12 protein-coding genes are annotated in these 11,641 nt (G+C 55.6%); 11 read left to right on the top strand and 1 reads right to left on the bottom strand.

The window, feature by feature from the left end:
* The first annotated feature begins 362 nt into the window (after positions 1-362).
* The gene (locus RI101_14570; GenBank protein ID MEC4891272.1) at positions 363-692 is read left to right on the top strand and encodes a hypothetical protein; all 330 of its coding nucleotides are present in this window, start codon (positions 363-365) and stop codon (positions 690-692) included.
* 99 nt (positions 693-791) lie between these two features.
* On the top strand, positions 792-1,160 hold the full coding sequence (locus RI101_14565; GenBank protein ID MEC4891271.1) for a hypothetical protein: 369 nt from the start codon (positions 792-794) through the stop codon (positions 1,158-1,160).
* A gap of 740 nt (positions 1,161-1,900) precedes the next feature.
* On the opposite strand, the gene RI101_14560 is transcribed toward RI101_14565, so the two are convergent.
* Positions 1,901-2,161, bottom strand: a complete 261-nt coding sequence (locus RI101_14560) for a Trm112 family protein (protein MEC4891270.1) — start codon at positions 2,159-2,161, stop codon at positions 1,901-1,903.
* 173 nt (positions 2,162-2,334) lie between these two features.
* Between RI101_14560 and RI101_14555 the strand changes: the two genes are divergently transcribed.
* The 9 genes from RI101_14555 to RI101_14515 all read left to right on the top strand — a co-directional run bounded on the left by RI101_14555 (position 2,335) and on the right by RI101_14515 (position 11,507).
* Positions 2,335-2,946, top strand: coding sequence for a DUF502 domain-containing protein (locus RI101_14555; protein ID MEC4891269.1), 612 nt, complete (start codon positions 2,335-2,337; stop codon positions 2,944-2,946).
* 19 nt (positions 2,947-2,965) lie between these two features.
* Entirely contained in the window at positions 2,966-3,478 is a 513-nt protein-coding gene (locus RI101_14550) for an N-acetyltransferase (protein ID MEC4891268.1), read from the top strand.
* A gap of 31 nt (positions 3,479-3,509) precedes the next feature.
* Positions 3,510-3,878, top strand: coding sequence for a hypothetical protein (locus tag RI101_14545; GenBank protein ID MEC4891267.1), 369 nt, complete (start codon positions 3,510-3,512; stop codon positions 3,876-3,878).
* A gap of 13 nt (positions 3,879-3,891) precedes the next feature.
* Positions 3,892-4,305 (top strand): hypothetical protein, encoded by a 414-nt coding sequence (locus tag RI101_14540; GenBank protein MEC4891266.1) that lies wholly within the window; start codon positions 3,892-3,894, stop codon positions 4,303-4,305.
* Between the two features lie 66 nt (positions 4,306-4,371).
* On the top strand, positions 4,372-5,229 hold the full coding sequence (locus tag RI101_14535) for a TIGR00730 family Rossman fold protein (protein MEC4891265.1): 858 nt from the start codon (positions 4,372-4,374) through the stop codon (positions 5,227-5,229).
* Positions 5,226-6,623 (top strand): MBL fold metallo-hydrolase, encoded by a 1,398-nt coding sequence (locus tag RI101_14530; protein ID MEC4891264.1) that lies wholly within the window; start codon positions 5,226-5,228, stop codon positions 6,621-6,623. Before RI101_14535 ends, RI101_14530 begins: the two co-directional genes overlap by 4 nt.
* A complete protein-coding gene (locus RI101_14525; protein MEC4891263.1) occupies positions 6,613-7,803 on the top strand; it encodes a P1 family peptidase in 1,191 nt (396 codons plus the stop codon). Before RI101_14530 ends, RI101_14525 begins: the two co-directional genes overlap by 11 nt.
* A 36-nt stretch (positions 7,804-7,839) precedes the next feature.
* Positions 7,840-10,710, top strand: coding sequence for an RHS repeat-associated core domain-containing protein (locus RI101_14520; GenBank protein ID MEC4891262.1), 2,871 nt, complete (start codon positions 7,840-7,842; stop codon positions 10,708-10,710).
* On the top strand, positions 10,707-11,507 hold the full coding sequence (locus tag RI101_14515; GenBank protein ID MEC4891261.1) for a hypothetical protein: 801 nt from the start codon (positions 10,707-10,709) through the stop codon (positions 11,505-11,507). The genes RI101_14520 and RI101_14515 overlap by 4 nt, the downstream gene beginning before the upstream one ends.
* Positions 11,508-11,641 lie beyond the last annotated feature (134 nt).

Below are 11,641 nucleotides of genomic sequence, written 5' to 3'. Positions count from 1 at the left end.
GCAAGGAAGTGGCGCGTATTCAGGTCGAAGAGCCGATCTACATTCGGCCGGCCGAGCGCGTAACCTGGCTGTAAGTCACAGCGAGGCGGTCGCTTCAGGGATGGGCGGAGTTCCTTCGGGGGCTCCGCCCATTCTCTTTGGCTCCGAGAGGGCTCATGTAATATTACGGCTTATCTGAAATCTGTCTGTTTGCTTAGGATGAATGAAAGTTATCATGGAGCCAGCACTGTTTGGCCCAGCCGTTCCGTCTCGCATCAGTCTTTAGGCTCAGACGGCCTGCTTCTAATGCGCACTTGACGGTATTCAGGGTGTCCAGTAGAGTGGTCTTGTCCTGTGTTTTCAGGACATTGTGGAGGGATCTGGTGACCTCTCAGCCAAAACCGTCAATCCCCTTTGCCGCACAGGCGGTTGCATTTGATGAGCTATTGGCATCAGGGAAGATTCCACAGGACTATTTAGCGACAGAGTATGTGGCGCAACAATTTGTCGAGCGCCTTGTCCATTATGTCCTGAGCGTTCCTGCCGGGAGTTATACGATGGCGCAATTGAGCCATTTACTTGAACAAATTGACCCTCGTGCACAGGTCTTCTTTTTTAAAAGACTCAAGGAAACCAGCCCGGAAAGCCTTAAGCACTTCGCGCCCTTGTACTACGGCTTTATGAACGAATTTCACTCTCTCCTCTTCACGTAATCCCTGAGACTCACCCGGGATTGGTCAAAAATATTTCTTGTCGCCTTGAGTTTCTCAGGTATAATTAAAATGTTAGTCAATTTCAGATGAAGGAGCATCATGAGCACAACTCTGCAACGGGCGGTCAGCAGCTTCTATAATCTTATTTATGAAGCGCAAACATTTGCGACCAATATGGCTCGGATCGATACGGCTGAGCAGGAACACTACGCTGGAAGGATTGAAGGCCTCAATTGGGTACTCGATCGGTGTCAGGAGCTGGAAGACATGGACACCAATCTTCCACCTTCCTCCCTTCAGCGCACCCTGGGAGAGGTCAAGTCTGATCTTGAGCACGAGCTCTCCGTGCAGCGGAGAGAAAAAGGTCGCCGTGCCGATGGTCGAGAAGAAGCCCTGAACTTCGTTTCAGACTATTTGTCCAGCTTGATCACGGCTACAGAAATCGAATCGGCGAAAGCGACAGTGTAGCGATTTCTGCCAATCAGGATCGGTCGGTCTCCGTATTTCCTATTACCCTGACAGGCACGGTTTATGACATTGGCACGGGAGTGGATTATCTTTGCCCTCTGCCTGGGAGCAGGGGGGCATCTTGCTCTGGGTTTCGTGCTGCATGCCCCCGAGCTCTGGCCGTGGAGTCGCGCCGGATTCTACGGACTCATGAGCGGCCTCGTCATTTATACGGCGGTCCAACTATTCCGCCTACTCTGGCGGTATTATCGTCGGACAAAGGCGCTGCCTTCATCGGAATATGAGGGATAGGATTGTCGGTTGAGCAGTCCGCTTGCTCCGAAACGCGCCGCCGCTCTAGCCCCGGGTCTTCCCATTGACCAGCCGCTCTCCCTTGAATACAATTCCAATATGTCGACGACCAGACGTGGTTCAATTCCCAGTCCGTGGCATCAGCCAAATCCTATCCCCAGGCAGAGGGTGTCTCCTCAACAACCGCCTGACCAATTCGGAGCGTTAAAAGCCTCGCTTCTGTATTGTCCCCGTTGCCGCGTGGCGACGCCGACACGTGAGCGACTGCTCTTGGTTCTCCCGACCGGAAATCTCTACGAATACTTGTGTATGGAGTGCGGAGCATCTACCGGATCAAAGACCGACACCCACGGAAGCAGTGTGAATCGTTGAGGCCTGGAACGAAATCGGCTGGCACGAAGGAGGGAACTTGATCCGTTCGTGCAGAGAAGCCGGGAACAATATATAGGTTACGCGAGCTGTTCGAGGGGAATGCCTTCTTCGATAAGCATAACAGGAATATTTTCGCGAATCGGGTACACAATTTTGGAGTCGGATCTCAGCAGCCCGCCATCCAGTTCCTCGGTCACCTGGTGCTTCCCGATATTTTTCAAGCTTCCTTTGCGTATCGCATCGTTCAACTTCGATACCAACTCTCCATCGGCGAGGCTAACTGTCTGTTTAGTCTCCGGGCAACACAGAATAGCGAGCAAATCTTTATCCACGCTCATGGGACCCTCCTTCATTCAGCCCAGTCCTAGTCGATAAATCAGATAATACGATAGGACAGAAGCATAAGGGAGAATTCCTGGGCAGATCAAGAGCAAGAGTCTTCTTCTCGATGGAAAGATATTCTGCTACACTCCAAAACTGAGAGAGATTCCTCAGGCTGGAGCTACGTTTCATGTCTGTCGTCATCTGGAGGATATTCGGCACAGGCCTATTCCTCCTCGTTCCTGCCTGGGCCACCTTCCTAATTCTCTCCGCGCTCTTTACCACCCTCGATGCACTGCTGGCGGACCTAATCGGAGATCGATTGCCAGTCCATACCCCAGGCTTGGGCCTTGTTCTGCTCGTGGTTCTTGTCCTGTCAATCGGGGCGCTGGTGACCCACGTGATGGGTGAACATCTGATCAGGCGTCTTGAGCAGAAAGTGGAACAGGTTCCCCTTGTGCGTACCATTTACCTCACCATGAAGGGGATCACCGAATTACTGAATTTCCGGTCGCGGTTTGGACAAAGTACTGTGGTGGCATTCCCCTTTCCGCGAGATGGCCTCTGGGCACTCGGTTTTGTGATGGGGCGAGCGCCCGAGCCGCTCCAAGTCACGCCTGCCGCGAGACTAGTGATGATCTTTGTTCCCACGGCCATTCATCCCTTCACCGGGTATCTGGCGTTCATTCCAGATGACCAAATCAAACGATTGAGTCTGGCTGCCGAAGACGCCATGAAAATGGAGTTCTCCGCGGGATTCTATAAACCCTCTGCCGGGTGGTTAGATCCGGTCAAGAGCTAGAGAGAGGATTACGGCAAGAATGTCAGAGGTACTGATTCGGCCGGCGCGAATAGAGGATGTTGAGGCTATCGCGGCCTTCAGCGCCGCCATGGCGCGTGAAACGGAAGGGCGGATGCTTGATCGCGACCGGCTTCGTTACGGGACCCGTTCTCTGTTAGAAACACCCGCGCACGGCTTTTTTGTGGTAGCCGAGCATCAAGGAGCGAACGAGCGCTCCGTGGTAGGGCAATTAATGGTGACCTACGAATGGAGTGACTGGCGGAACGCCGTGTTCTGGTGGATTCAAAGTGTGTATGTCGATCCAGCGTGGCGGAGAAAAGGGATTTTTCGAAAGATGCACGCGACTGTGATGGCCACGGCCAAGGCTGATCCAAAGGTCTGTGGAGTCCGGCTGTACGTTGAGTCAGAAAATCGGTTGGCGCAAGAGGTGTATCGAAAGGTCGGGTTGAAACCATCCTCCTATGAGGTCTATGAAACGGATTTTGTCCTGGGACACCAGCAGAGTTTGGCGGATCGTCCAGATGAAGCGTAACCGGGGGTGTCGTATGTCAGGTGTGCGGCTGATGGGGATTGTACTGTTGGCCTTGGTTGCGGCGCAGGGCTGCGTCGTCACCCGTGGCACGTTTGGAGAGCCGCTTCGAGAAGAGGTTATTGTACAGATTAAGAAGGGCGTCAGCACTACAAGTGATGTCGTCGCTCTCCTGGGGGCACCGGAGCGGATTATCCGGGGGAACGAGCGGGAGATTTTTCACTACTACTATTATGACGGTAAATCTCCGGCACTCTTGCTCTTGATCGTGAATCTTGTGCGGATGGAGGTTAAGAGTGACAACCTCTATGTATTCTTTGGAAGGAACGGGTTGGTGGAAGAAGTGCTGTACGGTAAGCGGACGCCGAATGTGGAATTTAAGCTCTGGCCGTTTGGCGATTAGTAGGAGCGTGAATGTGAAGGCCGTTCGATGGATTGTCGCTGCGCTCTGCGTGGTTCTGCTGGCCGGATGCAGTCTTCGTCGGGTCGTGGTGAACGATGTCATTTCCCCGCAGGGGGTGACCTTCATCCAGTCAGGAAGCACCACGATGCAGCAAGTCGTGTCCCGGCTCGGTGTGCCCCAGGAAATTTATGAGTCTGAATTCGGTATGGCGACCGTCTATGAATGGAGCGATACCAAGTCCTCCGCGATTGATTTTGGCTATATCGTCAGAGCCTTTTCTCCCTATTCCCCGTCGATGACACTGGCGCGCACGGGGATCGATAAAGAAGAGTTTCACGTCTATTACGATACGCAGGGAGTCGTGAGGACCATTGCGTTTACTCGGCATGAGGGAGTGGTGCCGGTTCTGTGGTTCTGGCCCTTCTGAGAGGTTTCCTTCCTCGCAGCGTCTTGTCAATTGCTGCCTGGTGCCGGTCCGTTTATAATGCCTGCCATGGGTAAGGCCTCTCCCGAGGATTCCTCCTCCAACGACGCGATTCTTGCTTCCTCCTCCTATATCCCTGCTGATCGCGATGTCGTGTTCATGCAGCGCGAAGAATTGCGCCCCCTGCGGCTTGGGCTGGAGCTGCTGAAGCCCGAGATCATCCAGTCAGAACAGGGAATTCACTCCACGATCGTGGTGTTCGGCAGTGCCAGGCTGCAGGAGCCCATGGCGGCTGAGCTGGCTCTCCTCACCGCAGAACGGGAAGCGGCTGAGCATCCGGACGATCCGGTCCGGCAGCGACAGGTGGCGGTGGCCACACGGCAGCGCGAGTTGTCCCGCTATTATGACGTGGCCCGGGAGTTTGGACGCCTAGTGTCCAGCTCGTGCCAAACTGATGGGCGCTGCGAGTATGTCATTGTGACCGGCGGCGGGCCTGGCATCATGGAGGCCGCCAATCGGGGAGCCGCCGACGTACAGGCCAAGTCCATTGGGCTCAACATCACCTTGCCGCACGAACAGCAACCGAATCCCTACATTACCCCGGAACTCTGTTTCCAATTCCGCTATTTCGCTCTCAGAAAAATGCATTTTCTCATTCGCGCCAAAGCCTTGGTGGCATTCCCCGGCGGTTTCGGCACATTGGACGAACTGTTTGAAACCCTCACGCTGACCCAAACGGGGAAAGTCACCGGCGTGACCGTAGTCTTGGTGGGACGCGCATTTTGGGATCGCTTGATCAATTGGGAGATGCTCGTCGAAGAGGGGCTGATCAGTGCAAAAGATCGGGACCTCTTTCACTATGCCGAGACAGCCCAGGAGGCGTGGGAGATCATTGCCACCAATCAGTCTGCGGGGCCACCGTCATGAAGCTCTCATTTCACGGCGCGGCCCGGTCGGTCACCGGAAGCCGGCATCTGATCGAAACGGCCGGGTGCCGGCTGCTTCTGGATTGCGGCATGTTCCAAGGGCGGCGGGAGGAGGCAGACCGGCAGAACCGCGAGTTGGGGTTTGATCCGAAGTCCTTGTCATCCGTGCTGCTCTCTCATGCCCATATCGATCATTCCGGTGCCTTGCCGGTTCTGGATCGATATCGGTTTTCCGGGAAGGTATACCTCACGCGAGCCACGGCCGATCTTGCCGCGATCATGCTGCAGGATGCCGCGCATATTCAAGAAAGCGACTGCCGCTATGTAAATAAGAAAGAACAGCGGAGAGGCAAGAAGTGCGTGCAGCCATTTTTCGATTCCGATGATGTGGAAGCCATTACGCGCCGGTTTGTGGGGGTGCGCTACCAGGATGCGGTCAAGATCGCACCGAGGATGACGGCCTCATTTCACGACGCAGGTCACATTCTCGGATCGGCCGCTGTCCGTGTGAAGTACACGGCGCGGGGGAACACGACGACGGTGCTCTTCAGCGGCGATCTGGGACGGTCGCATATGCCGATCTTGCGCGATCCGGAACCGCCGCCTCCCTGTGACGTACTCATTCTCGAATCTACCTATGGCGACCGCCTGCATGAACAGGCGGAAGAGAAACTCAAGCAACAAGCACAGGATCTCATCGCCCATGCCAGGGCGCATAAGAGCAAGATCATCGTGCCGGCCTTTGCCGTCGGGCGTACGCAAGAACTCATCATGCGGATCAAAGCGCTGGTCGGCGAGCAGCGGATTGACCCCATTCCCATCTATATCGACTCCCCGTTGGCATCCAAGGCGACCGATGTCTTTCGCCGTCACCCGGAATGTTATGACGAAGAAACCTATAGGACATTCGCATCGGAGGGGGACCTCTTCGCCTCTCGATACATCCACTTCATCTCCAATCCGGAAGACAGCAAGCGTCTCAATTCGATGAAGGGCCCCTGCGTGATCATTTCTTCTTCCGGAATGTGCGAAGGCGGGCGGGTGCTTCATCATCTCAAGCATGCCATCCAAGACGAAGCCAACGTCATCGTCTTTGTCGGCTTCCAGGCGGAGCATACCCTGGGCCGGAAGCTGGTTGAAGGGTGGGATGTCGTGCCGATCTTCGGGGTGCCGACGCAGCGGCGGGCGCAGGTGGTGAAACTCAACGGACTCTCGGCCCATGCCGACCGCAATGATCTTCTGGCCTATGTGCGCGCCATCAATCCCTTGCCGGCCAAAATCTTCATCGTGCATGGTGAAGAAAAACAGGCCTTGTCACTGGGCGCGGCCATAGAAGCCGAGCATCCAGGAGTGGACGTGCAGATTCCTCGACGAGGTTCCGCCTATGAGATCTAGCCGAGGAGCATTGGCGGTGGCGGTCACCGTGGCGGCGATCTGGGGCAGCCTAACGGTGCAGGCGGCAGAGACGACTGAGGCGCGGCAGAGGGTCCGCGATCTTGGCGTGTCCATCGGACAATATTCAACGGGTCCGCTGAATGCCATTACCGATGTCCACGGTGTAAAGGTTGGGCAGCGCACGCTCATCTCCGGAGAGGGAGCGCTTAACCCAGGACAAGGGCCAGTGCGGACAGGCGTCACCGTGATCGTTCCGCGCGAGGATGTGTGGCATAAGAAAGTGCCGGCCGGGGCGTTTGTGTTGAACGGCACGGGCGAGATGACCGGCCTCTCATGGGTCGCGGAGTCTGGCTTTCTGGAGTACCCGATCGCACTGACCAATACGCTGAATGTCCCTCGTGTGGCCAACGGCGTGATGAGCTGGATGATCAAACAGTATCCAGCGATCGGCATCTCCGACGACACGCTGACGCCGGTCGTGGCGGAGTGCGACGATGGCCGATTGAATGACATTCAAGGCCGCCATGTGTCCGAGCAGGATGTGATGACGGCACTGGACGGTGCGAGCAGTGGTCCCGTTAAGGAAGGTACCGTTGGGGCAGGGACCGGCATGGTGTCCTACGGATTCAAAGGGGGGATCGGGACGTCATCGCGGCGACTTTCGGTGGAAGAAGGCGGCTACACGATTGGCGTGCTGGTCAATGCCAATCATGGGCGTATGCCGGAGCTGATGGTGGGGGGCGTGCCCGTCGGCAAACGCTACGAACCGCTCGCGCAGATGTCGGAGGCGTTGATGCCGGGTCAAAGCGAAGGTTCGATCATTATCGTCGTGGCCACCGATGCGCCGCTTGATGGGCGGCAGTTGACGAGACTCGCCAAGCGCGCGTCGCTCGGTCTTGCCCGTACCGGCTCCACCGCGCGGCATGGCAGCGGCGATTTCATCCTGGCGTTTTCCACCGGCAACATCATTCCGCACTATCCCCAAGCGCCGACGTTTCAGCAGACCCACTTGGCCGACACCCATCTGAATCCCATCATCACCGCGACGGTCGAGGCCACCGAAGAAGCCATTCTCAACGCCCTCACCATGGCCACCACGGTCGTGGGCCGCGACGGCCATCGGGTCGAGGCGATCAATTTGGATCGGTTGAAGGGGCTGGTGTTAGGAACTGCGCGGTAGCCTCCCAAATCTTGGCCTAATCAACGATCTGTTCGTATGAAGGGTATCTCTAGCCCTACCGACCGCAACGGGAATACGGTGACAATTGTCCGGAGCGGCGCCCAGATTCAACAGATCACCGAGCCGGGCGGACGGGCGCTCACGTTCCAATATGCAGGTGGAGGGATCAGCCAGATCACCGATCCGATCGGTCGAACCGTCACCTATGCCTATGAGCCGCCGACCGGCGGCTATTTCGTACCTCGGCTCCGTTCCGTGACCAATCCTGCTGGCGGGACGACCATCTATGGGTATGCGGGTCCGTATAATATCGGCACCATCACCGACGCGCGTGGCATTACGTATCTGACCAACATCTATTGTAGCGGAACGGCGTGTCCGCCTGATCCCGCCGTGGTCTCACAGACCCAGGCTGATAGTGGGGTCTATACGTTCGACTATGTCGTCACGAGCCGCTCGGTGACGCAAGCCACGGTCACGGATCCACGTGGGAACAAGACGGTCCATCGCTTCAACGGACGGAATCAGCCGGTGGGGACGGTGAATGCGCTGGGGCAGCAGACCAGGATGACGAGAGAGTTTGTGTCCAATCAGGTCATGGAAGTGCGCGATCCACTGAACCGGCTCACGAAGTTCACGTACGATCTAGCCGGCAATGTGAACTCGGTGCTCGATCCGCAGCAGAATCCCACGCTCTTTGAATACGAGCCGACGTTCAACCGTGCGACCAGGATCACGGATGCGCTGAATCAGCACACGCGCTTTACCTATGATGCCGTCACGGGGAACTTGCTCACCACACTCGATCCGCTCTTGCATGCGACGAACATCACCTATAACCAGTTCGGCCAGCCGATCTCAGTGACAGACGCCTTGTCCAACGTCACGCAGTTCGAATACGACGACGTGGGCAACCTCATCGCCACCATCGATCCCCTCGGCAACCGGACACTCCGCTTCTACGATGCCGTGTCGCGTCTGGTGGCGATCGTGGACGCACGGGGGAAAAGCACGCAGTTTACGTATGATGCCCTCAATCGTGTGACTCAGATTCAAGATGCGATGAACGGCCTCACGAGATTTGCCTATGACCCGAATGGCAATCTCCTCACCGTCACCGATGCCAAGAGCCAAACAACCACCTACGCCTATGACAACATGGATCGCCTGGCGACGCGGACCGATGCGCTGAACAGAACGGAGCGTTACCAATACGATCTTGCTGGAAATCTGACGCAGTTCACCGATCGAAAAGGCCAAGTCACGACGTTCCAGTACGATGCCTTGAATCGCCGCACGCAAGCCATCTATGCCGATGCGACCACCACCTTTACCTATGACACCGTCGGGCGCTTGGTGAAGGCCAGTGATACCGCACCAGGTGCTGGAACCATCGATTTCGCCTACGACATTCTGGATCGCCTCATTCAAGAAACGACGCCGCAAGGCACAGTCGCGTATCAATACGATGTGTTGGGCAGAAGAACGCAGATGGTCGCCAACGGCCAGCAGCCGACGACCTATCAGTACGATGCAGCAAGCCGTCTGACCCGCGTGGCCCAAGGGTCGCTATTTGCCGCGCTCGGTTATGACACTGCCAATCGGAGAGCTTCATTGAGCTACTCTAACGGGACGGCCACGAGCTACACATACGATCTGGCCTCCCGGCTCACGAGCATCACCCACAACGGCCCAAGCGGGATCATTGACGCACTGACCTACACCTACGATGCCGCAGGGAATCGTTTCTCGATCAACAGAGCCAACGGGACCGCCAGCCTCTTGCCCAGTGCGGTGGCGGCAGCCAGCTACGACGCCGCGAATGAGCAGACGCAGTTCGCGGGCACGAATCTGACATACGATGCCAACGGGAATCTCACCAGCGACGGTGCGAGCACCTACCAGTGGGATGCCAGGAACCGACTGATCGGCATGAGTGGTGGAGCCACGGCTTCATTCGCCTACGATTCACTCGGCCGGCGGGCTAGTAAAACGATCAACGGGGCGAGCACGCAGTTTGCCTACGACGGCAACGATATCGCTGCCGAGATCGGCGGGGGAACAGTTGGGGCCAATTATCTCCGAAGCCTGAACATCGATGAACCATTTATCCGGCAGACGAGCACAGGCAACGAGCACTACCACATTGATGCGCTTGGCAGTTCATTGGCGCTGAGCGATGCCAGTGGGGCTTCCGTCTCGACCTATGGCTATGAGCCGTTTGGGAAGACAACGGCCACTGGCAGCTCGTCGAATGCGTTCCAATACACAGGGCGTGAGAATGATGGGATAGGAGTTATTTACTACCGTGCGAGATACTATAGCTCCATGTTGCAACGCTTCATTTCACAGGATCCTCTTGGGATAGCAGGAGGAGTCAACTCTTATGCCTATGCCTTGAACAATCCGGCTCGTTTCATTGACCCTCAAGGGTTGTTTTCCCCCGGTTGGCATAAATATATCGCATGGTCTGCGCTGCAGCAGGAAGGATGTAGTGCCGGTTTTGCAAGTGCTGTGGCTGAGGCGGACGCAGACACGGACAACGCTATTCCCACGTTTGAGGCAGCCAATGCACATTTTCACGGACAGCAGGGGCCCAATGACAAGACTGCAGCTGATGCTATCCGGGCGAGCCACACTCACATTCGGCAACAGCTAGCTCGTGGGACTACAGTGGGGCTCGGACGCGCGCTGCACTCCACTGAAGATCCGTTTTCTGGATCTCACCAATGGACTCCGGTCCTCCCAGAGCCATCAATTACAGACCCAGCTAATTGGGGCGATTGGCTTGAACATGCTGTAGCTGATTATTTTCCAAATGTGTCTGAAATACAGGGTGCAATAGCGGCTGATCGCCAGATTATCCAGCAGTGGAAAGCAATGCATGGAAGGAAGTCCTGCAAATGAGCATAGTCCTCGCCTCGACAGTTTTGCTTGCAGCAACGGTCATGAATGTAAACGCTGACAGTTTACCATTCTATGAGCCGCCTTCTCCTTGGATACCATCCTACTCCTATGCCTTTAAGGGAGCGAGTTCCATTCTACGTGAACAAGGAGAAAAATTATTGCTGATGAATGGAGAGTCTCCAGCGTATAGGGCAACACATGTCATTGCTCTCGTAACGAAGGATTATAAGAGCATTCGTGATGAACTAAGTGGGCTGGTTAGGGAACGATGGGGAATTCTAGAGGAGCATGAAAATGAAACAGGTCCAATTCCTGAGCCATCACCACAACTTGTTAGGGCGGATCTTTCTTGGCCTATCCTAGGAGAAGAATTGGGTCGCCTTACGGATAATCAAGTTCCAATGAAGACACAGGAATACCAATTGACAAGCCAGGGATACAACGATGTGTCTTCTATCAATGGGCGGTCACAAGTTGTCATTCGAATAAGTGATGGCAGAGGGCTTTTAGGACTGGATGCAGCCATATTGCAAATTACTCGTAGCGATCGATCACGTGAATGGGCGAGGTCATCTTTTCATGGACTGATTCCACTTCCGTATAAAGAGGAACGCGTGTCGATAGGCGTCATAACAAGTACTGAAATCGCTCTGATTGAGGAGCTCAAGAAGCAATTCACAGGAATCACAATTCGGTATTTTGTGACGCAGAGCTTTCATTTCCATCCAGAGGACGCCAGGTTGCTCCGATTGCAAATGGAACTGGTATTTCAGCAGTTCAAGAAATTGGGGAAATAGATAGAAGATAGGGACAGGGAAAATTGCAGATGGTCGCCGTGGGGGAGAAGAGAGGAAAAAGGGCACAGGCTGCTTTTCTGGCGGGGCTTGAGTGCGATGTGGCTTTGGGTCGGACGTGCGAGTGAGTCTTAATC

Origin of the sequence: Nitrospira sp. (assembly GCA_035968315.1) — a bacterium.
Taxonomy (GTDB): Bacteria; Nitrospirota; Nitrospiria; order Nitrospirales; family Nitrospiraceae; genus Nitrospira_D.
Note: the sequence above shows the minus strand (reverse complement) of the source record. Positions and strands in the feature narration are given on the sequence as shown.

What these genes read in the sequence shown, in the direction of transcription:
- RI101_14565 (MEC4891271.1), top strand. Translation starts at nt 792, where the DNA reads ATGAGCACAACTCTGCAACGGGCGGTCAGCAGCTTCTATAATCTTATT.
- RI101_14560 (MEC4891270.1), bottom strand. Translation starts at nt 2,161, where the DNA reads ATGAGCGTGGATAAAGATTTGCTCGCTATTCTGTGTTGCCCGGAGACT.
- RI101_14555 (MEC4891269.1), top strand. Translation starts at nt 2,335, where the DNA reads ATGTCTGTCGTCATCTGGAGGATATTCGGCACAGGCCTATTCCTCCTC.
- RI101_14550 (MEC4891268.1), top strand. Translation starts at nt 2,966, where the DNA reads ATGTCAGAGGTACTGATTCGGCCGGCGCGAATAGAGGATGTTGAGGCT.
- RI101_14545 (MEC4891267.1), top strand. Translation starts at nt 3,510, where the DNA reads ATGGGGATTGTACTGTTGGCCTTGGTTGCGGCGCAGGGCTGCGTCGTC.
- RI101_14535 (MEC4891265.1), top strand. Translation starts at nt 4,372, where the DNA reads ATGGGTAAGGCCTCTCCCGAGGATTCCTCCTCCAACGACGCGATTCTT.
- RI101_14530 (MEC4891264.1), top strand. Translation starts at nt 5,226, where the DNA reads ATGAAGCTCTCATTTCACGGCGCGGCCCGGTCGGTCACCGGAAGCCGG.
- RI101_14525 (MEC4891263.1), top strand. Translation starts at nt 6,613, where the DNA reads ATGAGATCTAGCCGAGGAGCATTGGCGGTGGCGGTCACCGTGGCGGCG.
- RI101_14520 (MEC4891262.1), top strand. Translation starts at nt 7,840, where the DNA reads ATGAAGGGTATCTCTAGCCCTACCGACCGCAACGGGAATACGGTGACA.
- RI101_14515 (MEC4891261.1), top strand. Translation starts at nt 10,707, where the DNA reads ATGAGCATAGTCCTCGCCTCGACAGTTTTGCTTGCAGCAACGGTCATG.